Annotated in this window: 23 protein-coding genes and 1 pseudogene; 7 read left to right on the top strand and 17 right to left on the bottom strand. The window is 73.2% G+C overall.

What is annotated here, in order from left to right; all coding sequences use genetic code 11:
• Nucleotides 1–54: 54 nt before the first annotated feature.
• The 5 genes and pseudogenes from M8J74_RS13675 to infC all read right to left on the bottom strand — a co-directional run bounded on the left by M8J74_RS13675 (nt 55) and on the right by infC (nt 3678).
• On the bottom strand, nt 55–1191 hold the full coding sequence (locus M8J74_RS13675; RefSeq protein ID WP_249836645.1) for a sensor histidine kinase: 1137 nt from the start codon (nt 1189–1191) through the stop codon (nt 55–57).
• Nucleotides 1192–1245: 54 nt separating this feature from the next.
• Nucleotides 1246–2088: a TrmH family RNA methyltransferase gene (locus M8J74_RS13670; protein WP_249836644.1), complete on the bottom strand. Its 843-nt coding sequence runs from the start codon at nt 2086–2088 to the stop codon at nt 1246–1248.
• A 94-nt stretch (nt 2089–2182) separates the two neighbouring features.
• Complete coding sequence (rplT, locus tag M8J74_RS13665) at nt 2183–2566, bottom strand: 50S ribosomal protein L20 (RefSeq protein ID WP_004933571.1); 384 nt, start codon at nt 2564–2566, stop codon at nt 2183–2185.
• Between the two features lie 101 nt (nt 2567–2667).
• Nucleotides 2668–2862 (bottom strand): 50S ribosomal protein L35, encoded by a 195-nt coding sequence (gene rpmI / locus M8J74_RS13660; RefSeq protein ID WP_004933563.1) that lies wholly within the window; start codon nt 2860–2862, stop codon nt 2668–2670.
• A 113-nt stretch (nt 2863–2975) separates the two neighbouring features.
• A pseudogene (gene infC, locus M8J74_RS13655) lies at nt 2976–3678 on the bottom strand (translation initiation factor IF-3).
• Between the two features lie 349 nt (nt 3679–4027).
• Between infC and M8J74_RS13650 the strand changes: the two are divergent.
• Nucleotides 4028–4399 carry a DUF1844 domain-containing protein gene (locus M8J74_RS13650; RefSeq protein ID WP_058926392.1) on the top strand — a complete coding sequence of 124 codons (372 nt, stop codon included), beginning with the start codon at nt 4028–4030 and terminating at the stop codon, nt 4397–4399.
• Nucleotides 4400–4420: 21 nt separating this feature from the next.
• Here the strand turns inward: M8J74_RS13650 and M8J74_RS13645 are convergent, their stop codons facing one another.
• A complete protein-coding gene (locus M8J74_RS13645; RefSeq protein WP_249836643.1) occupies nt 4421–5149 on the bottom strand; it encodes an SseB family protein in 729 nt (242 codons plus the stop codon).
• Between the two features lie 160 nt (nt 5150–5309).
• On the opposite strand from M8J74_RS13645, the gene M8J74_RS13640 reads away from it, so the two are divergent.
• Nucleotides 5310–6314, top strand: coding sequence for a serine hydrolase (locus M8J74_RS13640; protein WP_249836642.1), 1005 nt, complete (start codon nt 5310–5312; stop codon nt 6312–6314).
• Nucleotides 6315–6326: 12 nt separating this feature from the next.
• On the opposite strand, the gene mycP is transcribed toward M8J74_RS13640, so the two are convergent.
• A complete protein-coding gene (gene mycP / locus M8J74_RS13635) occupies nt 6327–7523 on the bottom strand; it encodes a type VII secretion-associated serine protease mycosin (protein ID WP_249836641.1) in 1197 nt (398 codons plus the stop codon).
• Nucleotides 7520–8347 carry a hypothetical protein gene (locus tag M8J74_RS13630; protein ID WP_308406046.1) on the bottom strand — a complete coding sequence of 276 codons (828 nt, stop codon included), beginning with the start codon at nt 8345–8347 and terminating at the stop codon, nt 7520–7522. Before M8J74_RS13630 ends, mycP begins: the two co-directional genes overlap by 4 nt.
• A gap of 1566 nt (nt 8348–9913) precedes the next feature.
• Here M8J74_RS13630 and M8J74_RS13625 point away from each other — a divergent pair.
• Nucleotides 9914–11116 (top strand): amino acid deaminase/aldolase, encoded by a 1203-nt coding sequence (locus M8J74_RS13625; RefSeq protein ID WP_249836639.1) that lies wholly within the window; start codon nt 9914–9916, stop codon nt 11114–11116.
• A 6-nt stretch (nt 11117–11122) separates the two neighbouring features.
• Here the strand turns inward: M8J74_RS13625 and M8J74_RS13620 are convergent, their stop codons facing one another.
• From M8J74_RS13620 to M8J74_RS13610, 3 genes are read right to left on the bottom strand one after another with little or no spacing between them, the layout of a single operon-like run.
• Entirely contained in the window at nt 11123–11905 is a 783-nt protein-coding gene (locus M8J74_RS13620) for a 3-oxoacyl-ACP reductase (protein WP_249836638.1), read from the bottom strand.
• The gene (locus M8J74_RS13615; protein ID WP_249836637.1) at nt 11902–13281 is read right to left on the bottom strand and encodes an aldehyde dehydrogenase family protein; all 1380 of its coding nucleotides are present in this window, start codon (nt 13279–13281) and stop codon (nt 11902–11904) included. The genes M8J74_RS13620 and M8J74_RS13615 overlap by 4 nt, the downstream gene beginning before the upstream one ends.
• Before the next feature lie 7 nt (nt 13282–13288).
• Nucleotides 13289–14653 (bottom strand): glutamine synthetase family protein, encoded by a 1365-nt coding sequence (locus M8J74_RS13610; RefSeq protein ID WP_249836636.1) that lies wholly within the window; start codon nt 14651–14653, stop codon nt 13289–13291.
• 85 nt (nt 14654–14738) lie between these two features.
• Here M8J74_RS13610 and M8J74_RS13605 point away from each other — a divergent pair, with 85 nt between their 5' ends.
• Both M8J74_RS13605 and M8J74_RS13600 read left to right on the top strand, forming a co-directional pair.
• Entirely contained in the window at nt 14739–15473 is a 735-nt protein-coding gene (locus M8J74_RS13605) for a FadR/GntR family transcriptional regulator (RefSeq protein ID WP_249836635.1), read from the top strand.
• Nucleotides 15474–15555: 82 nt separating this feature from the next.
• Nucleotides 15556–16242: a gamma-glutamyl-gamma-aminobutyrate hydrolase family protein gene (locus tag M8J74_RS13600; RefSeq protein ID WP_249836634.1), complete on the top strand. Its 687-nt coding sequence runs from the start codon at nt 15556–15558 to the stop codon at nt 16240–16242.
• Here the strand turns inward: M8J74_RS13600 and M8J74_RS13595 are convergent.
• Nucleotides 16211–17179: a phosphotransferase gene (locus M8J74_RS13595; RefSeq protein ID WP_249836633.1), complete on the bottom strand. Its 969-nt coding sequence runs from the start codon at nt 17177–17179 to the stop codon at nt 16211–16213. The two genes, M8J74_RS13600 and M8J74_RS13595, sit on opposite strands and share 32 nt — an antisense overlap.
• A gap of 89 nt (nt 17180–17268) precedes the next feature.
• Here M8J74_RS13595 and denD point away from each other — a divergent pair, with 89 nt between their 5' ends.
• The gene (gene denD, locus M8J74_RS13590; protein ID WP_249836632.1) at nt 17269–18273 is read left to right on the top strand and encodes a D-erythronate dehydrogenase; all 1005 of its coding nucleotides are present in this window, start codon (nt 17269–17271) and stop codon (nt 18271–18273) included.
• Between the two features lie 113 nt (nt 18274–18386).
• On the opposite strand, the gene M8J74_RS13585 is transcribed toward denD, so the two are convergent.
• A complete protein-coding gene (locus M8J74_RS13585; RefSeq protein ID WP_249836631.1) occupies nt 18387–19322 on the bottom strand; it encodes a LysR family transcriptional regulator in 936 nt (311 codons plus the stop codon).
• Between the two features lie 70 nt (nt 19323–19392).
• On the opposite strand from M8J74_RS13585, the gene M8J74_RS13580 reads away from it, so the two are divergent.
• On the top strand, nt 19393–20556 hold the full coding sequence (locus tag M8J74_RS13580; RefSeq protein ID WP_249836630.1) for a TDT family transporter: 1164 nt from the start codon (nt 19393–19395) through the stop codon (nt 20554–20556).
• On the opposite strand, the gene M8J74_RS13575 is transcribed toward M8J74_RS13580, so the two are convergent.
• From M8J74_RS13575 to M8J74_RS13560, 4 genes are all read right to left on the bottom strand, one after another.
• Nucleotides 20468–21193: a helical backbone metal receptor gene (locus M8J74_RS13575; protein WP_249836629.1), complete on the bottom strand. Its 726-nt coding sequence runs from the start codon at nt 21191–21193 to the stop codon at nt 20468–20470. The two genes, M8J74_RS13580 and M8J74_RS13575, sit on opposite strands and share 89 nt — an antisense overlap.
• On the bottom strand, nt 21193–21768 hold the full coding sequence (locus M8J74_RS13570; protein WP_249836628.1) for a helix-turn-helix domain-containing protein: 576 nt from the start codon (nt 21766–21768) through the stop codon (nt 21193–21195). Before M8J74_RS13570 ends, M8J74_RS13575 begins: the two co-directional genes overlap by 1 nt.
• A 350-nt stretch (nt 21769–22118) precedes the next feature.
• Nucleotides 22119–24731, bottom strand: a complete 2613-nt coding sequence (locus tag M8J74_RS13565) for an ABC transporter permease/substrate binding protein (protein WP_249836627.1) — start codon at nt 24729–24731, stop codon at nt 22119–22121.
• Nucleotides 24724–25261, bottom strand: a 538-nt coding sequence (locus M8J74_RS13560) for an ATP-binding cassette domain-containing protein (protein ID WP_505016703.1), incomplete at its 5' end; no start/stop codon positions are given. The genes M8J74_RS13560 and M8J74_RS13565, both read right to left, overlap by 8 nt.

The raw sequence follows: 25261 nt of genomic DNA, 5'->3' as shown, positions 1-25261 counted from the left end.
GTCCGGGAGCCGCCCTCCGGTGTGCGAATGCGCCCGTGGACCGCTTGCCGGCTCTCAGGTGAGATACGCCGGGGCCGCCACGGGCAACGTAAATCGGAACTCGGCGCCGCCCTGGGGGCCCCGGCCGACGGTGATGGTGCCGCCGTGGGCCTCGACGATGCCCTTGACGATGTAGAGCCCGAGGCCCGTGCCGCCGCGCTTGCTGCCCCGCCAGAAGCGGGTGAAGACGCGGTTCATGGATTCCTCCGGGATGCCGGGCCCCTCGTCGCTCACCGTGACCGACGTGCCGGTGTCCTCGCCCTCGCGCGGGGACTCCGTGGCCGTGATGTCGATCGTGACGGTTCCCTCGCCGTGGCGCACGGCATTTTCCAGCAGGTTGCTCAGCACCTGGTCGATCTTGTCGGGGTCGGCCCACAGGGCGGGCAGCGGCTGCTCGAGGCGGAGCAGGAACCGGTCGGCGGGCTGGCCCGCGGCGACGTACGCCTGGATGTGCCGGCCGACGGCCGCGCCGATGTCGACGGGCTGGCGCCGCACCTCCAGCCGCCCGCTGTCGATGCGGGAGATGTCCAGCAGCTCGGCGATGAGCCGGGTGACCCGGTCGGCGTCGGCGTCGACGGTCTCCAGCATCAGCCGCTTCTGGTCGTCGGTGAACCTCGCCCACTTGGCCAGCAGCGTGGCGGTGAAGCCCTTGACCGAGGTCAGCGGCGAGCGCAGTTCGTGGGCGACGGTGGCTATCAGCTCGGCGTGGCTGCGTTCGGTGCGGCGGCGGGCCTCGGTGTCGCGCAGGGAGACGACGACGCGGCGGACGGGCCCGGTGGGCTCGGCGCGCACATAGCGGGCCGACACCAGGACCTCGCGGCCGCCGGGCAGCAGGAGGTTGCGCTCGGGCTGCCGCTGCCGGATGGCGAGTCCGCCGTAGGGGTCGGTCAGCTGCCACCAGCGGCGCCCCTCGAGGTCCTCCAGGGGCAGGGCCTTCTCCAGCCGCTGTCCCAGGGCCTCCTCGGCGGGGACGGCGGTGATCCGTTCGGCGGCGGCGTTGAAGCAGACGACGTGGCCCTGCTCGTCGGCGACGACCAGGCCGTCGGGCAGGTCGTCGGGGTCGATGCCGAGCCCGGTGGGTTCACCGTGCCGGGGCGCGGGCGCGTGCGGCGCGTCCTGTGCTCCCCGTGCCCTGCCCGTGCCGACACTCATCCCCGAAACCCCACCTCTCGACGGCGCAGGTGGCCCCCCGAGCTGGTCACCCTACTAGCTCTCGGTGACGGAGCGGCACCCTCCGGAGGCGCGCTGTGCACGGGCCGACGCATAGAGACATACGGCGGCCGCGGTGGCGAGGTTCAGGCTTTCGGCCTTCCCGTGGATCGGGACGCGCACCACGGCGTCCGTGAGCGCGCGGGTCTCCTCCGGGAGCCCCCACGCCTCGTTCCCGAACACCCATGCGGTGGGCCCGCCCATGGTGCCCTTGTCGAGCTCGTCGTCGAGGTCGTCGGTGCCGGCGCCGTCGGCGGCGAGGACGCGGACGCCGATGCGCTTGAGCCCGGCGACGGCCTCGTCGACGGGGACGCCGACGGCCACGGGGAGGTGGAAGAGGGAGCCGACGGAGGCCCGTACGGCCTTGGGGTTGTACAGGTCGACGGAGGCGTCGGTCAGCACGACGGCCTCGGCTCCGGCGGCGTCGGCGCAGCGCAGGACGGTGCCGGCGTTGCCGGGGTCCCGCACGTTGGCGAGCACGGCGACCAGCTTCGGGCGGGCGGCGAGGATCTCCTCGAACGGCGTGTCCAGGAACCGGCAGATCCCCACGAGTCCCTGGGGGGTGACGGTCGTCGAGATGTCGGCGATGACCTGCTCGGAGGCGAGGTGCACCCGGACGTCCGCGTCCCGGGCCTCGCCCACGATGTCGGCGTACCGCTCGGCGGCCTCGACGGTGGCGAACAGCTCCACCAGCCCGTGCCCCGCGGCCTCCCGTACGGCCTGCGGCCCCTCGGCGAGGAACAGCCGCTCCTTGCCCCGGAAGTTCCGCTTGGCGAGCCGCCGTGCGGCCGACACACGGGGGGACCGGGGGGAGATCAGCTCGGGGCTGACGGGGGGCATGCGGTGCTCACCTTCGTTTCCACTCAGCACAACGGACCCGCGGGCATCAGCCCGCGGGTCCGTCCAGTCACGTCGGCTCGGGCCGAGCGCGGCGTCAGGCCGCCTTGGGGGCGTTGACGTCGGCGGGCAGCGCCTTCTGGGCGACCTCGACCAGCGCGGCGAACGCGGTGGCGTCGTTGACGGCCAGCTCGGCCAGGATCTTGCGGTCGACCTCGACGTTCGCGGCCTTCAGACCCTGAATGAAGCGGTTGTACGTGATGCCGTTGGCGCGGGCAGCGGCGTTGATGCGCTGGATCCACAGCTGACGGAAGTCGCCCTTGCGCTTCTTGCGGTCGTTGTAGTTGTAGACCAGCGAGTGGGTGACCTGCTCCTTGGCCTTGCGGTACAGGCGCGAACGCTGACCGCGGTAGCCGGAGGCCTGCTCGAGGATCGCCCGGCGCTTCTTGTGGGCGTTGACTGCCCGCTTGACGCGTGCCACTTGTTAACTCCTTGTAGCGGGGCCGTGGTGGGACTCACACGGCCCGGTATCGATGGGGTCCCGGTCCAGACGCGCGGCGCTCGGGGGGAGCGCCGGGCACGTCACTTGCCGAGAAGCTTCTTGATCTTCGCGGCGTCGCCCGGGGCCATCTCGGCGTTGCCGGTGAGGCGACGCGTCACGCGGGACGACTTGTGCTCGAGCAGGTGGCGCTTGCCGGCGCGCTCACGGAGCACCTTGCCGGAGCCGGTGACCTTGAAGCGCTTGCTGGCACCGCTGTGCGACTTGTTCTTCGGCATAGCGCCGTTATCTCCTCGTCGGTGGCGCTCCGGTGCCCGGTCACGAAAACCGGGCACGTCGGAACGTCGCTCTTGTATCGGTTACATCCTTGGGGACGTGGCGTCCCCCGGGATCACGCCTCGGCGGAAGCCTCGGCAGGGGCCTCGTCGTGCGCCTCGTCGTGCGTCTCGGCGTTCACAGCGTCCGGGTCCGCCGCGTTCTGCGACTTGCCCGGGTTCGCCTTCGCCTCGGCCTTGCGGGCTTCCTGCGCCTGGCGGGCCTCGGCCATCGCCTCGGTCTTCTTCTTGTGCGGACCGAGAACCATGATCATGTTGCGGCCGTCCTGCTTCGGGTTCGACTCCACGAACCCGAGGTCGGCCACATCCTCCGCGAGACGCTGCAGCAGTCGGTAGCCCAGCTCGGGCCGGGACTGCTCGCGACCACGGAACATGATCGTGATCTTGACCTTGTCGCCCTGCTTGAGGAACCGGACGACGTGACCCTTCTTGGTGTCATAGTCGTGCGGGTCGATCTTCGGCCGGAGCTTCATCTCCTTGATGACCGTGTGCGCCTGGTTCTTGCGCGCCTCACGGGCCTTCATGGCCGACTCGTACTTGAACTTCCCGTAGTCCATGAGCTTGCACACGGGCGGACGGGCGTTCGCCGCTACCTCGACGAGATCGAGGTCGTACTCCTGGGCAAGCTCCAGTGCCTTGGCCAGCGGGACGATGCCCACCTGCTCGCCACTGGGACCGACAAGTCGCACCTCGGGAACGCGAATCCGGTCGTTGATGCGGGGCTCGGCGCTGATGGATCCTCCTCGGTTAGCACCACACGACCATCTGGCGGACGGCCGTGTTTGTCTCTTTTCGACAGACCTAACCGCGCCGAAGCACAAAAAATGCCCCGGACGATCACAGGCGGGGCTCCAAATACACTGCCGGAGCACCGCCGCGATGATCGCGGGGCGCGCTTTCGGGCGACTCCATCGTCCGTACGGAACGATGGTGGCCGCCTGACCGGGGTGACCCGCCGTCCCGGAGGGCGGTCGGGTGGGAGATCGGAGCCTCCACTTGTGGGCCGGGCACAGGGTCTTGCTGGTGTGTCCAGCCGGTCGTCACACAAGGTTAGCAGCTGTCCGGGGGTGGTGCGAACCGGCGTGCACCGGGCCCTATCGTGTGGGGCATGAGTGACACCCCTCCTGAGTCCCCCGAGTCCCCCGCCGACTTCGACGCCATGACCCGCGACATCGCCGAGGTGCCCGCGGTCGAGGTGATCGTGACGGTCGCCGTCAACCTGATGAGCGCCGCCGCGGTGAAGCTGGGCCTGACCGAGGAGGGCGACAAGTACAAGGACCTGGACGAGGCCCGCAAGCTGGTCTCGGCCCTCGCCGGTCTGCTGGACGCCTCCGCGACGGAGATCAGCTCCTTCCACGCCGCCCCGCTGCGCGACGGCCTGAAGTCGCTGCAGCTGGCCTTCCGCGAGGCCTCGCTCGTGCCCGACGAGCCGGGCCAGGGGCCGGGCGAGAAGTACACGGGCCCGGTCTACGGCAAGTAGGCCGGCTCTGCGGCGATCAGGTCAGCGCACGTACAGGGGCTCGCCCGGAGGCGTCGTCCCGGCCGGCAGCAGTGCCAGGTCGAGGCCGCGCACCAGGCGGGCCCTCAGTGTGTCGTCACCGGCGAGCCGCTCGGCGACGGCCCGCGCGGCCTCGGCCGGAGCGGCGGACTCCTCCAGCACGAGGGCCAGGGTGCCGTCGGCCTGCCCGGGCCCGAGGTAGGCGCTGAGCACGGCGGACTCGGCGGCGACCGCGGCCCGTACCGCCTCCCGCACGGCCGGGTCGGCGAGCGGGTCGGTGGTCGTACGGCCCTCGGCGAGCGCGAGCAGGGCCGGTCCCGTCAGCTCGAAGGGCACCGGTCCGGCCATGTCCAGCAGCACCGTGTCCGCCTTCTCGTGCGCGGCGGCCTGCAGCGCCTGGTGCAGGGGTACGGCGACGGGGCGCGCCGCCGGGTCCCAGCGGGCCAGCGACTCGGTGGAGGTGAAGGCCGGCAGCGCGGTGCGGTTCCCGGCCCTGAGGGTGGGCACGGCCATGTCGGAGGTCTTCTCGCGGCGCAGCCCGTTCTCGTCCTCCTCGACCTCGCCGAGCACGGCCACGACGGGGACCAGCAGCCGGGCGCCCTTGAGCGCCTCCAGGACCGGTCCCAGCGCGGTGCGGTCCGCGGCCCAGGCGGCGAGCGCGGCGCTCAGCCGGGGGTCGGCGGAGCCGTCGTCGTCGGAGAAGCCGGGGTCGGGAATGTTCTTGTTCGCCACGGTCACCGACCCTATAGGGCGGGTACGGGGGAATGCTGCTGGGCTTGTGCGGCCCCGGAAACCGGGCGTTCACCGCCTTCACGGCTTTCTCAGATTTCCCTGACGTGGATCTCACGTCCGTCTTACGGCGCGCACAGTCGCCGCCCCGAGCATCGCGGGCATGGAGTCCCCCAGAGCCCGCCGCGGCCGCCGCGCCCGCCCCTCCCGGACCCGTCCGCTGCTCGGTACCGCCCTCGCCGTGGTCGCCGTGGTCGGCTTCACCGCCGCGGGGACGGTGTACGTGAAGGCGCAGGCGCACTCCGGCACGGCCCCCGTATCGTCGCGGGCGTCGGCCTCCCCCTCGGCCACGGCCGACGGGAGGGAATCGGTGGAGCCCGTGGCGGAGCCGACGGTGGATCACGACGCGCTGCTCGGCGCGGCGATGGAGTCGCTGAGCGTCGAGGACGGGGCGGCGGTGTCGGTGGCGGTGCTGGACCTGGACTCCGGCGAGAGCGCCGCGTACGGGGACGGCGCCTTCGACACGGCGAGCATCGTCAAGGTCGACATCCTCGCGGCGCTGCTGCTGCGGGCCCAGGACGGGGACCGCCGTCTGACGGCGGCCGAGAAGGCGTACGCCACCAGGATGATCGAGAACAGCGACAACGCGTCGGCCTCCGCCCTGTGGGACGTCATCGGGCGGGCCGACGGGCTGGACGCGGCGAACAAGAGGTTCGGGCTGACCGGCACCGAGGGCGGTGACGGCGCCCTGTGGGGGCTGACCCGGACCACGGCGGCCGACCAACTGACCCTGCTGCGGCAGGTGTTCGGGGAGGACTCGAAGCTGACCGCCGCCTCACGGTCGTACCTGGGGGGGCTCATGGGGCGGATCGAGGCCGATCAGCAGTGGGGTGTGTCGGCCGCGGCGGACGGTACGGCGTGGGCGCTGAAGAACGGCTGGCTGCCCCGCAGCACCACCGGACTGTGGGACGTCAACAGCATCGGCCGGGTCACGGCGGGCGGCCGCACGTTCCTGGTGGCCGTGCTGTCCGACGGCAACTCGACGCAGGCGAAGGGCATTTCGCTGGTCGAGGCGGCGGCGAGGGCGGCGGTGGCGGTGTTCACCGGGGACGGTGACGGTGCGTCGGTATCGGCGTCCCCGTCCGCCGCGGCCACCGCGACCTCGTAGCGGCCACCGCCTCTAGACGCTCTCGGGGCGGGGGCGGCGGCCGCGCCAGAGCACCACGGCGGCGACGAGCAGGACGCCGCCGAGGCCGCCCGCGAGCGGGGCGGCCCAGTCGCTGGTGTCGTCGCCGGACTCGGCGGCGTCCGGGCCGGGGCCGAAGTACTTGTCGGTGGAGGCGACCGCCCGCAGGTCCTTCGGCTTCAGGCGGCCTGCGGCCTTGATCGCGGCGGCCGGGTCGACCATGCCGAAGCCGCGGGAGTCGTCGCGTCCGCCGGCCGGGGCGTCGCGGGCGGTGTCCTCCAGGAGCTGCTTGACCTGGGCCGGGGTCAGGCCCGGGTGGGCCGCCTTGACGAGTGCCACGGCGCCCGAGACGAAGGCCGAGGCCGCGCTGGTGCCCCAGCCCTCGTAGTACTTGTGGTCGGGGTCGGCGATGACGACGTCGTCGCCGGGGGCGCTGACCGTGGCGTACCAGCGGCGGGTGGAGAAGTCCGCGCGGGCGCCGAAGCGGTCCACGGCGGTCGCCGCGATGACGCCCGGGTAGGCGGCGGGGTAGGAGACGTGGTCGCCCTTCTTGCCGCCGTTGCCGGCGGAGGCGACGACGGTGACGTTCTTCTTGAGGGCGTACTGGATCGCCTCGTCCTCGGCGGGCTCGGGGTGGGCGGAGGCCGAGTCGTCGCCCAGGGAGAGGTTGATGACGTCGGCGCCGTGGTCGGCGGCCCAGCGGATGCCCTCGGCGAGCGCGTTGCCCCGGGTGGAGCGGGCCTTGCCGCGGGCGCTGTCGCCGTCCTCCAGGATCACCCGCACCGGCAGGATCTTGGCCTCGGGGGCGATGCCCATGACGCCGTCGGCGTTGCCGGGGCCGTGTCCGTGGCCGGCGATGATGCCGGCCATCGCGGTCCCGTGCCGGGCCCAGGCGCGGTCCCCCTCCTGCGCCCCGAAGCCGATCATGTCCTTGGCGGCCAGGACGTTGCCGACGAGGTCGGGGTGGTCGGCCTCGACGCCGGTGTCCAGGACGGCGACGGTGACGCCCCTGCCCTTGGTGGTCTGCCAGGCCTGCTGGGTGTGCATGGCGTCCAGGGCCCACTCCTGACCGCGTATGCCGTCGGCGTGCGCGGAGGTGGACGGCACCAGCACCAGGGAGCCGGCGAGGAGGAGACCCATGGCTCCGGTACGGCGGTATCCGGTACGGCGGTTTCCGGTACGGGGGTTCATGAGGGCTGCTCCGTGGCCGGGCCGGCGATGTCCTTGCGCAGGGCGCGTTCGATGCGGTCGGCGAGGCCCTGTGCCTCGTTGCCGAGGCCGGCCTGGGCGGGGGCCGTGCCGGCGCCGGACTGGGTTGCCTGGTCGGCGGGCTGCGGGGTGTCGACGGTGCGGCCGTCGGCCCAGCCGGAGACGGCGTAGACCACGACGGGGGCGTCGTCGAGGACCGAGATCGTCCACGAGGCGCGCTGTCCGGGGCCGAAGCGGGCGGCGGCCGTGTCCTGCGCGGCGTAGGGGCGGGGCATGAGGTCGGCGCGGTCGCCGAGGCCGTCGTCCCGGAAGCGCTTGGCGAGGGAGGACATGGCGGCCTGGTCGCCCTTGGTGAACAGCAGGCCGACGGTGGTGACGAAGCTCTGGGTGGCGTCGGTGTACGTGGCCCGTACCAGTCGTTCGCAGCCGACGGGCGCGAGCGCCTTGGCGAGCAGTGGGTCGAAGGCGTCCTTGCAGCCGCTGTCCGGGGCGACGGCTATGCGCGTCCACGTGCGGTCGGCGCCGCCGGGGCCCGCTCCCGTGCCCAGCACGGTCTGTGGGAACAGCCGGTCCACGGGCACGCTGTGCCACAGTCCGCGGGCCGTGACGAACGTGCCCTCGGCTCCGCCGTCCCCGGAGCCGCCGAGCAGCCAGCTCCCGGTCACGGCACCGCCGATGAGGCCCAGCCCCAGTACGAGGCAGGTGGCGACGGCGAGGGTCCGCGAGCGCACCCGCCCGCCGAGCGGCCGCGGCCGAACCCGCTCGTCGTACCCCTCGGGCTCCCCGAACGACACCACGGGCCGCATGCTCCCGGCCTCCCCGCCGGGGGCCATCGGCGCACTCCACGACAACGCCGGATCGGGAGTCACACCCGCCACCACCCCGGACCCCGGCCGCGCGGAGGGCATGGGAGGCACCGGAGGGTGGGTGGGGCGCGGGCCGGCCGACGGATGGCGTGGGGCGCCGACGGGAGCGGCGCCGGTGCGCCGTGGGGCGGCTGGGTCCGGGCCGGGGCCCGGGCGGGTTCCGGGCACGGGCGGCACGCCCGAACCCGCCACCCGGCCACCGGACACCCCGGCGGCCCCGGACGCAGGCGGCGTCGGGGGCATCGGACCGGCCGAGGACGGACGAGCGTCGGGCATGGGCGGCGCCGACGAACCCGACGCCCGCTCCGCACCGGACGCGGTCGACTCCGGGCGCGCTTGAGGCATGGGCCTCACGGAAGACGGTCGGTCCGCGGGCATGGGCGGCGTGGTGCCGGAGGTCCGCGCCGGCCCGGACGGCCCGGACGCGGGACGCGACTGAGCCGGACCCGCCGAAGACGGTCGGGCCTCGGGCATGGGCGGCGCCGACGAACCCGACGCCGGACGCGCCTGCGGGGTCGGACTCGCGGACGAAGGGCGGGCCTGCGGCATCGGCGAGCCCGGGGTCCGCGCCGGCCCGGACGCGGGACGTGGCTGCGTCGGACCGGTCGAGGACGCGCGGGCCTCCGACATGGGCGGCGCCGACGAGCCCGAGGTCCGGGGTGGACTCGATGCGTCTCGTGTCGGGGGTGTCGTGGGGCGTGGCGGGGCCGGTGGGGTGCGGGGCTTCGCCGGGGGCGTCGCTTCCTGGTTCCGGCCGACGGCCGGCGGGGTGTCCGGGAAGCGCGCCGACGCCTGGGGCGGCGGCGGGGTCTGGGGGCGTGCCGCTGCCTCCGGGCGGGGGGCGTCGCCCCTGCCGTCCGGGGTCGGTCGCGTGGACGCCGGGTCCGCCGGTGCTCCCGTGCCCGCTCTGCCGGTGGGCGGCGTGCGGGTTCCGAACGCCTCGAAGGGCTCGGCGTTGCGCCAGGGCGACCACACGCCGGTGGGGCCGAACGCCGCCGCTTCGGCGGGGGAACGCCCGCCGGACCTGTCGGACACCGGTCGTGAACCCTCGCCGCCGGACACCGCACTCCCGTTTCTCCCGCCGCCCGGCGACGCGTCGGGGCCCGCCCCACCGGTCGCCGCAGCGGTCTCGCTCTGCGCCTCGGAGCCCTCGGTCCCCACCGTCGGTGGACGGGACGGGCGTGGCGGAAAAGAGGCGTGCCGCGGTTCCGTGGTCATGCACCCCCCGTTTCCTCGTGCCCCGGGCCGTCTACACGTACGCGAGCCGTGGTCGTTGCGCTCATTCACTCGGCGCCGATTCCGGCGCGGACGGTCCGTCCCGATCACGCATACCCGTACGAGCGGACCGGCATCCCGGCGCAGCGTATGCGGCACTCGCCCGTCCGCCGTACGTGCGCGTCACTCTACGGCGTGCCCCTGTGGGAACGGGAACCAGTCCGCGAGCCCGGGGCATCTGCCCGGAACGTCCCCCTACCCTGCGGTAATCCTGTCTGGCAGGCTTCGTTCATGACTGCGCGCGCCGCCGACCGGGCCCGTTACGACCGGGCCACCGCCCACCTCCAAGCCCCTCTCGCGATCGTCGATCTGGACGCCTTCGACGCCAACGCGGACGATCTCGTCCGCCGCGCCGGCGGCAAGCCGATCCGCGTCGCCAGCAAGTCCGTGCGCTGCCGGGCGCTGCTGGAGCGGGTCCTGGCGAAGGACGGCTTCGCGGGCATCATGTCCTTCACCCTGGCCGAGTCCCTGTGGCTGGCGCGCGGCGGATTCGACGACGTGCTGCTCGCCTACCCGTCCGCGGACCGGGCCGGGTACGCCGAACTGGCCTCCGACCCCAAGCTCGCCGCCGCGGTCACCGTGATGATCGACGACCCGGCGCAGCTGCGGCTGATCGACGAGGCACGTGACGGCGGACGTGAAGTGATCCGGGTCTGCCTGGAGTTGGACACCTCGCTGCGGATGCTCGGGGGCCGGGTGCGGGTGGGCGCACGGCGCTCCCCGCTGCACTCCCCCGCCCAAGTGGCCGACCTGGCCCGGTTCGTGGCCGAGCGGCCCGGCTTCAAGGTGGTCGGGATCATGGCGTACGAGGGCCACATCGCCGGTGTGGGCGACTCCGTCGCCGGCAAGCCCTTCCGGTCGCGTGCCGTCCGGCTGATGCAGGCCACGGCCCGCCGGGAGCTGGCCGAGCGGCGCGCCGAGGTCGTGCGTGCGGTGCGGGCCGTCGTACCGGATCTGGAGTTCGTCAACGGGGGCGGTACCGGCAGCGTGCAGCACACGGCCGCCGAGGACGCCGTCACCGAGATCGGCGCCGGGTCCGGTCTGTACGTGCCGCGGCTGTTCGACAACTACACGTCGTTCACCGGGCGTCCGGCCGCGCTGTTCGCCATGCCGGTCGTGCGGCGGCCCGGCGTCGGGGTCGTCACGGTCCTCGGCGGCGGCTACCCGGCCTCCGGCGCCCCGGGCCCCGACCGGCTCCCGGTGCCGTACCTGCCGGAGGGGCTGCGCTACGACCCGCAGGAGGGGCCCGGCGAGGTGCAGACCCCGCTGCTCGGCTCGCCGGCCGACGACCTGCTGATCGGCGACCGGGTGTGGTTCCGGCACGCGAAGGCCGGCGAGCTGTGCGAGCGGTTCGAGGAACTGCACCTCGTCGAGGGCGACACGGTGACGGCGACGGTCCCGACGTACCGGGGCGAGGGTCACACGTTCCTGTGAGCCGGCCTACAGGGGCGTGACGTACGCCCCCGAGATCCCGCCGTCCACCAGGAAGTCGCTGGCGTTGACGAACGAGGAGTCGTCGCTGGCCAGGAAGGCGACGGCGGCGGCGATCTCCTCCGCCTCGGCGAACCGGCCGACGGGGATGTGCACCAGGCGGCGGGCGGCCCGCTCGGGGTCCTTGGCGAACAGCTCCCGCAGCAGCGGGGTGTTGACCGGTCCGGGGCACAGGGCGTTCACGCGGATGCCCTCGCGGGCGAACTGCACGCCCAGTTCGCGGGACATGGCGAGGACGCCGCCCTTGGAGGCGGTGTAGGAGATCTGGGAGGTCGCCGCGCCCATCCGGGCCACGAAGGACGCCGTGTTGATGATGGAGCCCCTGCCCTGGCGGCGCATGTAGGGGATGGCGGCCTTGCAGCACAGGTAGACGGAGGTGAGGTTGACCTCCTGGACGCGCTTCCAGGCCTCCAGGCCGGTCTCCAGGATGGAGTCGTCGTCGGGCGGGGAGATGCCGGCGTTGTTGAAGGCGACGTCGACGCTGCCGTAGGTGTCGAAGGCCGCCTTGAAGAGGGCCTCGACCTGCTCGGGGTCGGTGACGTCGACTTTCACGAACAGGCCGCCGACCTCCTCGGCGGCCGCCTTGCCGCGGACCTCGTCGACGTCGCCGCAGACGACGTGCGCTCCTTCGGAGGCGAGCCGGCGGGCGGTGGCGAGGCCGATGCCGCTGCCGGCGCCGGTGATGACGGCGGTGCGGCCGACGAGGCGACGGCAAACCATGTTGTCGGTCACTGTGCGGGGCCTTCCGTGCTGATGAAGACGTTCTTGGTCTCGGTGAAGGCGGTCAGGGCGTCCGGGCCGAGCTCGCGGCCGATGCCGGACTGCTTGAAGCCGCCGAAGGGGGTCCAGTAGCGGACGCTGGAGTGGGAGTTGACGGACAGGTTGCCGGCCCGTACGGCCTGCGAGACGCGCAGGGCGCGGCCGACGTCACGGGTCCAGATGGAGCCGGAGAGGCCGTAGTCGGTGGCGTTGGCCAGGCGTACGGCGTCCGCCTCGTCGTCGAAGGGCAGGACGACGGCGACGGGGCCGAAGACCTCCTCGACGGCCACGCGCGCGTGCGGTGCGACGTCGGTGAGGACGGTGGGCGGGAACCAGAAGCCGGGGCCCTCGGGGGCCTTGCCGCGGATGCCGGGGGCGCCGGGGTCGACGTACGAACGCACCCGTTCCAGCTGGGACTTGGAGATCAGCGGGCCCATCTGGGTCTGCTCGTCCGCCGGGTCGCCGACCCTGACCGCCTCGACGGCCGGGCTCAGCAGGTCCAGGAAGCGGTCGTGAACGGAGCGCTGGACGAGGATGCGGGTGCGGGCGCAGCAGTCCTGGCCGGAGTTGTCGAGGAAGGACATGGGGGCGGCCGCCGCGGCGGCCTCGAGGTCGGCGTCGGCGAAGACGATGTTGGGGCTCTTGCCGCCGAGTTCGAGGGTGACGCGCTTGAGGAGCGCCGAGCCCTTGGCCAGCACCTGCTTGCCGACGGTGGTCGACCCGGTGAAGACGATCTTCGCGATGCCGGGGTGCTCGACGAGCGCGTTGCCCGCGACCGGACCATGTCCGGGGAGCACCTGGAACAGCCCCTCCGGCAGCCCGGCCTCCAGGGCGAGTTCGGCCAGCCGCAGCGCGGTGAGCGGGGTCGTCTCGGCGGGCTTGAGGAGGACGGCGTTGCCCGCGGCCAGCGCGGGGGCGGTGCCCCAGGCGGCGATGGGCAGGGGGAAGTTCCAGGGCGCGATGACGCCCACGACACCCAGCGGTTCGAGGATCGTGACGTCGAGGCCGCCGGCCACCGGGATCTGCCGGCCGGTCAGCCGCTCCACTCCCCCGGCCGCGTAGTCCAGCAGGTCGCGGACGTTGCCGGCCTCCCAGCGGGCGTTGCCCACGGTGTGCCCGGCCTCGCGGACCTCCAGGCCGGCCAGTTCCTCGACGTGCTCGTCGACCGTCGCGGCGAACCGGCGCAGCAGCCGGGCGCGGTCGGCGGGCGGCAGGGCGGCCCACCTCGCCTGGGCCGCCGTGGCGCGTACGACGGCGGCGTGGACGTCGGCCGCGGTCGCGGCCGGGACGGTGGCGAGGACCTCCTCGGTGGCGGGGTTCAGTACGACGAGTTCGTGCTCGGTGGACAACAGAGCCTCACATGCGTTCGAAGGAGCGGCGCAGCTCCCAGTCGGTGACCGCGGCGTCGAAGGCGTCCAGTTCGACGCGCGCCATGTTGCGGTAGTGCGCGACGACCTCGTCCCCGAAGGCGGCCTTGGCGATCGGGCTGTTCTCCCAGAGCTCGGCGGCCTCCCGCAGCGTGGTCGGGACGTGCTCGAACTCCGCCGTGTAGGCGTTGCCCGGGCAGGGCTCGGGCAGGGCGAGCTTCTGCTCGATGCCGTACAGCCCGGCGGCGACCAGTCCGGCGACGGCGAGGTGCGGGTTGACGTCACCGCCGGGCAGCCGGTTCTCGAAGCGCAGGGAGCGGCCGTGCCCGACCACGCGCAGCGCGCAGGTGCGGTTGTCGTGCCCCCACGCGACGGCGGTCGGGGCGAAGGAGCCCGGCTGGAACCGCTTGTAGGAGTTGATGTTGGGGGCGTACAGGAGGGAGAAGTCCCGCAGGGCGGCGAGCTGGCCGGCGAGGAAGTGCCGCATGACGTCGGACATGCCGCCCTCGCCGTCGCCCGGCATGACGTTGTTCCCGGCGGCGTCCGCCAGCGACAGGTGGATGTGGCAGGAGTTGCCCTCGCGCTCGTTGTACTTGGCCATGAAGGTGATCGACACGCCCTCCTGGGAGGCGATCTCCTTGGTGCCGGTCTTGTAGATCGCGTGCTGGTCGCAGGTGACGAGGGCGTCGTCGTAGCGGAAGGCGATCTCGTGCTGGCCGGGGTTGCACTCGCCCTTGGCGGACTCCACGGTCAGGCCGGCGGCGGCCATCTCGTTGCGGATGCGGCGCAGCAGGGGCTCGATGCGGCCGGTCCCGAGCACCGAGTAGTCGATGTTGTACTGGTTCGCCGGGGTGAGCCCTCGGTAGCCGGCGTCCCAGGCCTGTTCGTAGGTGTCCTTGAAGACGATGAACTCCAGCTCGGTGCCGACCTTGGCGGTCAGGCCGTGCTCGGCGAGCCGGTCGAGCTGGCGGCGCAGGATCTGGCGGGGGGCGGCGACGACCGGGGAGCCGTCGGCCCAGGCGAGGTCGGCGATCACCATGGCCGTGCCGGCGTTCCACGGGACGCGGCGCAGGGTGGTCAGGTCGGGGTGCATGGCGAAGTCGCCGTAGCCGCGGTCCCAGGACGACATGGCGTAGCCGTCGACCGTGTTCATGTCGGTGTCGACGGCGAGCAGGTAGTTGCAGCCCTCGGTGCCGTGGTGGAGGACCTCGTCGAGGAAGAAGCGTGCGGCGAACCGCTTGCCCTGGAGGCGCCCTTGCATGTCGGGGAAGGCCAGGACGACAGTGTCGATCTCACCGCTCGCGACGAGGGCGTGCAGCTCCTCGACGGAGAGCGGGGGTGTGCGGTCTGCCACGGGAAAGCCTCCTTCGGCTTCTACGGTCAGCCGGAAGCCATAAGGTATTCGGGAGAACCATTGCTTGGGAAGGGGGTGCGGCGGTATGTCGCTCGATCCGGACGGCGGCCTGGAGGACCGGTTGACGCCGGTGCTCAGGCCGGTGCGGGCGGGGAACGGCTTCGAGGAGGCGCTGGAGCAGATCCTGCAGGTCGTACGCCTGGGTCTGGTGCCGGGCGGCGAACGGCTGCCGGCCGAGCGGGAGCTGGCGGAGCGGCTCGGGATCAGCCGGGTGACGCTGCGCGAGGTGCTGAAGGTGCTGCAGGACCAGGGGCTGGTGGAGTCCCGTCGCGGGCGCTACGGCGGCACCTTCGTCCTGCCCCGCCCGGACGCGGGCGGCGAGGACGAGCTGCGGCGGCGGATCTCCGAGGTCGACATCGAGGACGTGCTGCGCTTCCGGGAGGTCCTGGAGGTCGGGGCCGCGGGTCTGTGCGCCGCACACGGGCTGACGGCCGAGCAGGCGGACCGGCTGCGCGAGGCGCTGGCCCGCACCCATGACGCGCCCCTGTCGGAGTACCGCCGCCTGGACACACTGCTGCACCTGACGCTGGCGGAGCTGTGCGGCTCACCCACGCTCACCGCCCAGTACGCGGCGGTACGGGCCTCGGTGAACGACCTGCTCGACTGCATCCCGCTCCTGGTGCGCAACCTGGAGCACTCGCAGCGCCAGCACACCGCCCTGGTCGAGGCCGTGCTCGACGGGGACGCGGACGGGGCGCGGGAGATGATGCGCGAGCACTGCGCGGGGACGGCGGCACTGCTCAGGGGCTTCCTGGCGTGACCCTCCCGCCTGGAAGCCTTGCCGTGCGCGGCACTCCTGGGAAAAGGTATGGGAACAGTCCATTGCAGGGGTGGGAGGGCGCATGGCGGGCAGACCGCTGATCGGCGTCAGCACGTATCTGGAGGCCGGGGCGCGCTGGGGCGTGTGGGAGCTGGAGGCCGCGCTGCTGCCGGCCGGCTATCCGCGGCTGGTGCAGCGCGCCGGCGGGCTGACCGCGATGCTGCCGCCGGACGCGCCCGAACACGCGGCGGCCACCGTCGCCCGGCTCGACGGGCTGGTGATCGCGGGCGGCCCGGACGTCGCCCCGGAGCGCTACGGCGCCGAGCGCGACCCCCGGACCGGCCCGCCGGCCGCTGCCCGGGACATCTGGGAGCTGGCCCTGATCGAGGCGGCCCTGGCCGCGCGCCTGCCGCTGCTCGGCATCTGCCGGGGTATGCAGCTGCTGAACGTCGCCCTCGGCGGCACGCTCGTGCAGCACCTCGACGGCCACGCGGTGGAGGTCGGCGTCTTCGGCCGGCACCCGGTCAAGCCGGTGCCGGGCACGCGGTACGCCGAGATCGCCCCGGAGGAGACGTCCGTACCGACGTACCACCACCAGGCGCTGGACCGGCTCGGGACGGGCCTGATGCCGTCGGCCTACGCGGCGGACGGCACGGTGGAGGCCGTGGAGGTGCCCACCGCCGACCGCTGGGTTCTCGGCGTGCAGTGGCATCCCGAGATGGGTGACGACCTGCGCGTCATGCAGGCCCTGGTGCGAGCCGCCTCCTGAGCCAGGCCGTCGCGGCCTCGCCCTGGGCGCGCTGGAAGGCGCGCAGCGTGGGCAGGCCGGGCGGGGCCGGCCGCAGGGAGTGCTCCATGAAGAAGCCCGCGAGGGCGGCGAGCGTGGCGGTGACGGCGTCCGGGTCCGCGTCCCGGCCCAGCGGGTGCGCGGTGAAGACCTCCTCGGGGTCCGGCCCGCCCTGGGCGCGCACGCACGGCAGCATGACCAGCAGGTCGAACCAGGGGGCGGCGCGCACGGCGTGCGGCCAGTCCACGAAGACCACCCGGCCGTCGGCGGTCAGCAGCATGTTGTCGGCGCGCAGGTCGGCGTGGGCGAGGGTGTCGCCGGCCGCGGCGTCCGTCCAGCCGTCGGCGAGGTCGGCGAGGAGGGCCAGCCGGTCCAGGGTCCAGGCGTCGAGCCGTCCGAGCAGCTCCCCCTCCGGCTGTTCGCACAGCCGCCGCCAGCCGGAGAAGTCCTCGGCGAGCGCCTCGGCCGCGGGCGGCGCGGCCACGGGGGACGGCGTCAGACTCCGGCCGAGCTCGGCCACCGCGTCCAGCACGAGCCCCAACTCCTCCTCCCGCCAGGGGACATGGGGCTGGCGGCCGGCGACCTCCTCGAAGACGAGCGCGACCCAGGTGCCGTCGTCGTGGCTGCCGAGCAGGCGCGGGGCGGGGACGGCGGGCGGCAGGGCGGCGGCGTTGCGGGCCTCGGCGCGGTGCAGGGCAGGGCTGTGCGGGTTGGCGTCCACGCTGACGGCCTTGACGAAGGCGCGGCGGCCGTGGCCGGTGGCGACGCGGCTGGCGACTCCCGGGGAGAATCCGCCGCTCTGGGTCTCGGCGTGCACGACGGCCCCGCCGAGCACACCGGCGACCGCGTCGCGTACGGCCGCGGGGAGTTCCTCCCAAGGGGTGCGGACGCCGGAGGCGGGCGGTGCGGTGGGGTTCATGCGCGCCATGGTGCGTGCCGGGCGGCGGACGGCGCCACCGCGTTTCCGTGCGGGGATGATCTGACCGTCTCCTGGGCAGGAAGCAGCGCATGAGGATCGTGGTCACGGGCGGTTTCGGCTTCGTGGGCGGCCGGCTCGCCGCGGCCCTGCTCGCGCGGGGCGGCTTCCGCGGGGAACCGATCGGCCGGCTGGTGCTCGCGGACCGGATCGTGCCGCAGGAGTCCCCGCTGCCGTCCGACCCGCGCGTGCAGGTGGTGCACGGCGAGCTGGCCGACCGGCTCGACGAGGTGTTCGCCGAGCCCGTCGACGTGGTCCTCCACCTCGCCGCCGCCGTCTCGGCCGAGTGCGAGGCCGACTTCGACCTCGGCATGCGCGCCAACCTGGACACGACCCGCGCCCTGCTGGAGGCCGCCCGGGCCCAGTCGGAGTCCGGCGGACCGGTGCCGCGGCTGGTGTTCTCCAGCAGCGTCGCCGTCTACGGCGGCGACCCGGCGCTCCCTCTGCCCCCGGTGGTCGACGAGTCGACGCTCCCCCTGCCGCGGACGAGTTACGGCACCCAGAAACTGGTCTGCGAGCAGCTCGTCGCGGACTTCACGCGCCGCGGCTTCGTCGACGGACGCGTGGCCCGGCTGATGACGGTGACGGTGCGGCCGGGAAAGCCCAACGCCGCCGCGTCCGGCTTCCTCTCCGGCATCGTCCGCGAGCCCCTCGCCGGGCTCCCGGCCGTCTGCCCCGTCGACCCCGGCCTGCGGGTCGCCCTGGCCTCACCGAGGCGCACCGTTGAGGCCCTGCTGCGCCTGGCGGAGGCCGACCGCGGCACGGCACCGGGTCAGCTCACCGGCACTCTTCCGGTCAACCTGCCCGCCCTGTCGGTGTCGGTGGCCGAGATCCTCTCCACCCTGCGCCGCGTGTCCGGCGACGCGGTCGCCGACCTGGTCACCGTCTCCCCCGACCCCGCCCTCGAGGCCATCGTCGCCTCCTGGCCCGCGGCGGTGGACCCCGCCCGCGCGGCGGCACTGGGCCTGCACCCGGACCCGGACTTCGAGACGGTCCTGCGGGACTACATCAACGAGCAGACGCCGCCACCGAGTTGATCTCAGCCCGTCTGGGGGTACCCCCTCTGGGGGAGATTGAGGACAAGGCCCGTTCAGGGCCGAAGCGGGGGTCTGGGGGCGGCAGCCCCCAGGGAACCGGTACCCAACGAGCCCTACCCCCGCGTCAGCGACAGAAGATCCCGCGCCGGCCCCACCGGCCGATGCCCCGTGGGCCACACGGCCCGCAGATCCCGCGCGAGCGCCACCCCCTCCACCGGCACCCGCACCAGCCGCCGCAACGCCAGCTCCTCCCCCACGGCGAGTTCGCTGAGCACCGCCGGCCCCGCCCCGCTCACCACGGCCGCCTTCACCGCGGTCGTCGAGGACAGCTCGATCAGCGGTCTGGCCAGCCCGCCCAGCGCCGCGTCCAGCACCTGCCGCGTCCCCGAGCCCTTCTCCCGGAGGATCAGCGGCGTCGCCGCCAGCTCGGACGCCTCCAGCGGCCGCCGCCGGCGGGCCCAGGCGTGTCCCGGCGCGGTCACGACGATCAGGCGGTCGCGGGCGATGACGGCCGAGTCGAGGCCGGCCGGCACGCTGACCCCCTCCACGAATCCCAGGTCCGCCTCCCCGGCCAGCAGCCGCTCCGCCACCGCCGCGGAGTTCCCGGCCAGCAGGGACACCGCCGTGTCCGGCCGCCCCGCGCGCAGGGCCAGCAGCCACCCCGGCAGCAGGTACTCCGCGATCGTCATGCTCGCCGCCACCCGCAGCCGCGAGTCCCGGCGGTCCCGCAGCGCCTGCGCGCCCGCGTCGAACGCCTCCGCCGCCTCGACGATCCGCCGCGCCCAGTCGGTGACCAGCGCGCCGGCGTCCGTCAGCCGGGACCCGCGCGGCGACCGGTCGACGAGCGCCACCCCCAGCTGGCGCTCCATGGACCGGATGCGGCTGCTGGCCGCCGGCTGGCTGATGCCCACCTCCCGGGCGGCCCCGCCCAGGCTGCCCAGCCGGGCCACCGCCAGCAGCAGCTCCAGCGCGCCGAGATCCGGCACCCGGTGCGCGAGCGAGCCACCGGGCCCCGACCGGGCAGCCGCCTGCTCTTCCACGTCGCTCATAACCCCAGCTTATGTCCTCATAGAGCCATGATCCCTGGTCGGCGGCGAGCGGCGGCGAGACGGTGGTCCCATGGTCACCGCAGCCCACCCCGTCATCCGGGAACTCCCGCGCGCCGGCGCCGTCCGTCACCTCGGACCCAACTGGTACGCCGCCGTCATGGGGACCGCGATCGTCGCCACCGCCGGCGCCGGCCTCCCCGTCCACCTCCCCGGCCTGCGCGCCGCCTGCGCGGCCGTCTGGGCCCTCTCCCTCGTGCTGCTCCTCGTCCTCCTCGCCGCCCGCGCGCTGCACTGGACCCACCACCGCGACCAGGCCCGCGCCCACCTCCTCGATCCGGGGATCGCGCCCTTCTACGGCTGCCTCGCGATGGCGCTGCTGGCCGTCGGCGGGGGCGCCCTGACCGTCGGCCGCGACTGGACCGGCCCGGGTGTCGCCCTCGCGCTGGACGCCGTGCTGTTCACGGCCGGGACGGTCGTGGGGCTGGCGGCCGCCGCCGCGGTGCCGTACCTGATGGCCGTACGGCAGGAGGTGGCGCCGGGGCAGGCCTCGCCGGTGTGGCTGCTGCCGCTGGTCGCGCCGATGGTGTCGGCGGCGCTCGGGCCGCTGCTCGTGCCGCATCTGCCGCCCGGGCAGCCGCGCGAGACGCTGCTGCTGGGCTGCCTGGCGCTGTTCGGACTCAGTCTCCTGGCAACCCTGCTGACGCTGCCGCTGGTCTTCGCCCGGCTGATCACCGGCGGCCCGCTGCCGCTCGCGCTGACGCCCACGCTCTTCCTGGTGCTGGGCCCCCTGGGTCAGTCCACCACCGCCGTCGGCAAGTTCGCGGACTTCGCGCCCGGTGTCGTACCGGCCCCGTACGAAGGGGGTCTGCGGGTCCTCGCGGTGCTCTACGGCGTGCCGGTGACGGGGTTCGCGCTGCTGTGGCTGGTGTTCGCCGGCGCCCAGGTGCTGCGGGCCCGCCGGCACGGCATGCGCTTCACGATGACCTGGTGGGCCTTCACCTTCCCGGTCGGCACCTGCGTCACCGGCGCCGAGGCACTGGCCCGGCACACCGGGCTCGTCGTGTACGACTGGCTCGCCGTCGGGCTGTACGCCGCTCTCGTGACCGCCTGGGCCGTCGCCGCCGTGCACACCGCGCGCGGCCTGTTCAGCGGCGAGCTCCTCGCAGCGCCCCGGCCAGCACCCGTGGCGCCTGCGCCAGTGAGGGCCCGTACCAGGTCAGATGCCGTCCGCTGACGAGTGCGCAGCGCAGGCCGGGGAACGCCTCCGGGCCGTCCCCGGCCGTGAAGCGGTAGGGCTCGTCGGGCAGGACGACGACGTCCGGGGCCGCCGCCCGCAGTGCGTCGAGCGGGACGCGGGGATAGCGGTCGGGGTGGCCGGCGTACAGGTGGTCCACGCCGAGCCGGGCGAGCACGTCGCCCGCGAAGGTGTCCCGGCCCAGCACCATCCACGGCCGGCGCCAGACGGGGACGACGGCGGTGGTGCGGTGCGCGGGCGGGGGCAGGTCCGTCCAGGTCCGCTCCGCCTCGTCCAGCCAGCGCGGCCGGGTCCGCGCACCGCACGCGGTCAGCACCCGGTCCAGTTCCCGGAAGGCCTGCGGCACGTCCCGCACCTCGGTCACCAGGACCTCGACGCCCGCCGCGCGCAGGGCGGCGAGGTCGTCCTCGCGGTTCTCCTCCTCGTTGGCGATCACGAGGTCGGGGGCGAGCGCGAGAACGCTGTCCGGCCGGGGGTTCTTCGTGCCGCCGACGCGGGCGACGTCGAGCCCGGCGGGGTGGGTGCACCAGTCGGTGGCGCCCACCAGGGCGCCGGGGACGGAGGCGGCGACCGCCTCGGTCAGGGAGGGGACGAGCGAGACGACGCGTGGCGGCACTACCGCGACCGGTCCTGGACCGCCTCGACGTGTTCGGCCACCGCGACGACGATCAGCCGGGTGTCGGCGACGGTCGCCCGCCAGCGGTGGCGCACCCCGCCGGTCAGGTACAGGGTGTCGCCGCGGCCGAGCCGGTAGGCGCGGCCCTCCGCCTCGATCTCCACCGCGCCGTCGGCGACGTACATCAACTGGTCGTTGCGGTACTGGAATTCACGGCCCGCGTCGTGGTCGCCGGTGAACTCCGAGGCGTGCATCTGGTGATGGCCGCGGACGAGGGAACGCACCCGGGGCTCCGGCGTGGGCTCGGGGCCCTCGGCGCGCACGACGTCGACGCTGCACGCCGGGTCGGCGGCGGCGAGGAGTTCGACCGCGGTGGTGCGCAGGGCGTCGGCGACCTTCTCCAGCGACGTGCTGCTGGGGCGGGCCCGGTCGTTCTCGATCTGGCTCAGGAAGGGCACCGACAGGCCGCTGCGCTCGGCCACGACGGCGAGGGTGAGATCCAGGGCCCGGCGCCTGCGGCGCACCGCCGCACCCACGCGCAGGGGCTGCTCCTTGAGGTCTTTGTGGTCGCCCATCGCTCCGGCTCCCTCCTTCGCTCGTCGGTCCGTCGTGTGTGCGCCGCCGTCGGGTGCGGTGGCCCTGATGGGTTCTCTGCACCTTACGCAGGTTCGGCAAACCGTTTCATGTGACCGTCACGCACCCGTAAACGAGGCGTGTGGTCAATGCGCCAACTATCGCCAGTAGACCAGTTCCACGGAGTCGACGGGTCCGGATTTCGTCTTCGGATCGAAGTGACTGACCAGCGGGGGGAGCGAGGAGCGCGGAGAGGCTTGGGGTCGGGGTAGCGCTGCGTGGTTGGCCGGATCCTTACCGCGCCCTTGGACACGGTAGGGATCCGGCCGATAACGCACAGGCGCCAGCCGCCCTACTGCGGGGTCATCCGGTCGACCATGCCGGGGTGTTCCTTCAGCCAGGCGGCGACGGCTTTCTCCTCGTGGCCCTGTCCGCGCCGGTTGATCTCGCTCTCCAGGCTGCCGAGCTCGGCCTCACTCATGTGGAATCCCTTGATCCACTTGGTGAGTTGCGGGTACCGCCCGGGGAACGTCTCGTTGGCGACGGTGCGGATGGTGTTGCCCTCGCCGAAGAGTTTCCGGCCGTCCTGGAGCTTGGTCAGGTCGTAGCGGCTGTAGGCCCAGTGCGGCGACCAAAGGACGACGGCGACCGGCTGCTTCCTGGCGTAGGCGCGCTTGAGTTCGGCCAGCATCGCGGGCGTGGAGCCGTCGACGACCTTGTACTCCTTGTCCAGGCCGTAGCCGGGCAGCACCTTGGTCTTGAGCAGGTTCATCTCGCCGGTCCCCGGCTCGATCCCGATGATCTTCCCGCCGAAGAGGTCCGCCTTGCCCTTGAGGTCCTCGTAGGTCTTCACGCCCGTGACGTAGGAGGGCACGGCGACCTCCAGCGAGGTGGGCCGGTACCAGGTGCCGAGGTCCGTCAGGCTGTCCTTGCTCTTGTCCCAGTAGTTCTTCTGGGCATACGGCAGCCAGGCGTCGAAGGTGACGTCCAGGTCCCCGGAGGCCAGTCCCGTGTAGACGGGTCCGACGTCCATCTGCTTGAGGTTCAGCTGGTAGCCGCGGCGCTGGAGGACGTTCTTCCACAGGTAGGTGACGGCGATGTCCTCGTCCCAGGGGAACCAGGCGACGTTCACGGCGCGCCGGGCCTCGGCGGGCGCGGCGCTGTCGCGGACCGGTGCCAGCTTGTCGACCACGCCCGGGTTCTTCTTGAGCCAGGCGCGGACGGCGTCCTGCTGCCTGCCCTTGCCCGCCGTGTTGATCTCGGCTTCCAGGGAGGTGAGCTGCTTCTCGTCCAGCTTGAAGTCCTTCAGCCATCCGGCGACGACCGGGTTGTCGCCTGCGAAGCCCTTGCGGGCGACGGTGTGGATGCCGTCGCCGGAGCCCCAGGCGCCCTTGGGGTCCTTCAGCTTGGTGAGCCGGTAGTCGTTGTACGCCCAGTGCGGCGACCAGAGCGTGACGACGATCGGCTGCTTGTGGCTGTAGGCCCGCTTCAGCTCGGCCAGCATGGCCGGCGTGGAGCTGTCGACGACCTTGTACTCCTTGTCCAGGCCGTACTCCTTGAGGACCCTGCTCTTGAGCAGGGCCGTCTCGCCGGCGCTGGACTCGATGCCGGTGATCTTCCCGCCGAAGCGCGCGGCCTTGCCCTTGAGGTCGTCGAGGGAGTCGATGCCCTTCATGTACGACGGCACGCTGAGCTCCAGCGAGGTCTTGCCGTACCAGGCGCCGAGGTCGTCGAGCCGGTCGCCGTACTTCTTCCAGTACTGCTCGTGGGTGGTCGGCAGCCAGGCGCCCGTCATGAGGTCGACGTCGCCCGAGGCGACCGAGGTGTAGAGCGGGCCCGCGTCGAACTGCCGGGCGTCCGCCTGGAAGCCGCGCTCCTGGAGGATCTCCTTCCACAGGAAGGTGGAGGCGACGCCGTCGTCCCAGGGGACGTAGCCGAGGGTGACCTTCTTGCCCTGGCCGACGTCCTTGGCGTCGGCGACGGCGGTGGAGCCGCCGGAGGCCCCGCCGAACACGCCCATGCCGCCCGCGACGAGGGCGAGGATCACGACGCCGATCACGGCGACCTGGGGGCGGGGGCGGTAGGACCAGATCCTCAGGCCCCGGGCGGCGCGCGCCCTGGCGGCGGCACGGCGGCCGAGCGGGGAGACGTGGGTGCCCAGGGCGCCGGTCATCCGGTCCAGGTAGATCGCGAGGATGACGATGGCGACGCCCGCCTCGGAGCCGAGGCCGACGTCGAGCTGGCCGATGGCCTCGTTGACGTCGCCGCCGAGACCGCCGGTGCCGACCATGCCGGCGATGGCCGCCATGGACAGGCCCAGCATGATGACCTGGTTGACGCCCGCCATGACGGTGGGCAGGGCGAGCGGCAGCTGCACGCGCAGCAGGGTGTCGCGGGGTGTGGTGCCGAAGGCGTCGGCCGCCTCGACCAGTTCGGCGTCGACCTGCCGGATGCCCAGCTCGGTCATGCGCACCCCGGGGGCGAGCGCGAAGATCAGGGTCGCGACGATGCCCGCGGAGGCGCCGGTGCCGAAGAACAGGATGGCCGGGATGAGGTAGATCATCGCGGGCAGCGTCTGCATGAAGTCCAGGACCGGGCGGACGACCGAGCTGACCCGGTCCGAGCGCGCGGCCCAGATGCCCAACGGCACCGAGACGACCAGCGCGATGATCGTGGCGACGAGCACGAGCGAGAGGGTCACCATCGCGTCGTCCCACAGTTCGAGGGAGTCGATGAAGGCGAACCCCGCGAAGGTGAGGACGCCGGCGAGCGTGCCGCGCAGCCAGAAGGCGAGCACGGCGAAGATGCCCGCGAGGAGCAGCGGCTCGGGGGCCTGCAGGACGGCGTCGATGCCGTCGTAGGCGCCGGTGAAGACCGTCTTGAGGAAGTCGAAGAGCCAGGAGACGTGGTTCAGCAGCCAGTCGACGGTGCTGTTGACCCAGTCGCCGAGAGGGATCCTAGGCACGGGCCGGCACCTCCCCGTCGCCGAGGAAGCCGACCAGTCGCCGGGTCGGCACCACCCCCACGAGTCTGCGGTCGTCGTCCAGGACGATCACCGGGTGCGACAGGCGGGCGCTGATCGCGCACAGTTCGGTGAACGGGGTGTCCGGGGTCGCGGTCTCGCACCCGCTCTCACACCCGCAGTCGGCCTCGTCGCCGCGCAGGTCGGTGTCCATGACGGCGGAGGCGGTCAGGACGCGGGAGCGGTCGACGTCCTTGGTGAAGGAGGCGACGTAGTCGTCGGCCGGCCGGACCAGGATGTCCTCGGCCGTGCCGGTCTGGACGATGCGGCCGTCGCGCATGACGGCGATGCGGTCGCCCAGCCGCATGGCCTCGTTGAGGTCGTGGGTGATGAAGACGATGGTCTTCTTCAGCGTCCGCTGCAGTTGGAGCAGCTGGTCCTGCATGTCGCGGCGGATCAGCGGGTCCAGGGCGCTGAAGGACTCGTCCATGAGGAGCAGGTCGGCGTCGGTGGCGAGGGCGCGGGCGAGGCCC

The organism is Streptomyces panaciradicis (assembly GCF_023516615.1).
In the GTDB taxonomy this organism is placed as follows: domain Bacteria; phylum Actinomycetota; class Actinomycetes; order Streptomycetales; family Streptomycetaceae; genus Streptomyces; species Streptomyces panaciradicis.
This window is presented reverse-complemented; position numbering and strand designations above follow the sequence as displayed.

Excerpts from the sequence above, each read along its gene's own strand:
- M8J74_RS13675 (WP_249836645.1), bottom strand. The coding sequence starts at position 1,191 with ATGAGTGTCGGCACGGGCAGGGCACGGGGAGCACAGGACGCGCCGCAC.
- M8J74_RS13600 (WP_249836634.1), top strand. The coding sequence starts at position 15,556 with ATGGCGGGCAGACCGCTGATCGGCGTCAGCACGTATCTGGAGGCCGGG.
- mycP (WP_249836641.1), bottom strand. The coding sequence starts at position 7,523 with ATGAACCCCCGTACCGGAAACCGCCGTACCGGATACCGCCGTACCGGA.
- M8J74_RS13595 (WP_249836633.1), bottom strand. The coding sequence starts at position 17,179 with ATGAACCCCACCGCACCGCCCGCCTCCGGCGTCCGCACCCCTTGGGAG.
- M8J74_RS13630 (WP_308406046.1), bottom strand. The coding sequence starts at position 8,347 with ATGCGGCCCGTGGTGTCGTTCGGGGAGCCCGAGGGGTACGACGAGCGG.
- M8J74_RS13585 (WP_249836631.1), bottom strand. The coding sequence starts at position 19,322 with ATGAGCGACGTGGAAGAGCAGGCGGCTGCCCGGTCGGGGCCCGGTGGC.
- denD (WP_249836632.1), top strand. The coding sequence starts at position 17,269 with ATGAGGATCGTGGTCACGGGCGGTTTCGGCTTCGTGGGCGGCCGGCTC.
- M8J74_RS13640 (WP_249836642.1), top strand. The coding sequence starts at position 5,310 with ATGGAGTCCCCCAGAGCCCGCCGCGGCCGCCGCGCCCGCCCCTCCCGG.
- M8J74_RS13625 (WP_249836639.1), top strand. The coding sequence starts at position 9,914 with ATGACTGCGCGCGCCGCCGACCGGGCCCGTTACGACCGGGCCACCGCC.
- M8J74_RS13570 (WP_249836628.1), bottom strand. The coding sequence starts at position 21,768 with ATGGGCGACCACAAAGACCTCAAGGAGCAGCCCCTGCGCGTGGGTGCG.
- M8J74_RS13580 (WP_249836630.1), top strand. The coding sequence starts at position 19,393 with ATGGTCACCGCAGCCCACCCCGTCATCCGGGAACTCCCGCGCGCCGGC.
- M8J74_RS13605 (WP_249836635.1), top strand. The coding sequence starts at position 14,739 with ATGTCGCTCGATCCGGACGGCGGCCTGGAGGACCGGTTGACGCCGGTG.
- M8J74_RS13670 (WP_249836644.1), bottom strand. The coding sequence starts at position 2,088 with ATGCCCCCCGTCAGCCCCGAGCTGATCTCCCCCCGGTCCCCCCGTGTG.
- rpmI (WP_004933563.1), bottom strand. The coding sequence starts at position 2,862 with ATGCCGAAGAACAAGTCGCACAGCGGTGCCAGCAAGCGCTTCAAGGTC.
- M8J74_RS13650 (WP_058926392.1), top strand. The coding sequence starts at position 4,028 with ATGAGTGACACCCCTCCTGAGTCCCCCGAGTCCCCCGCCGACTTCGAC.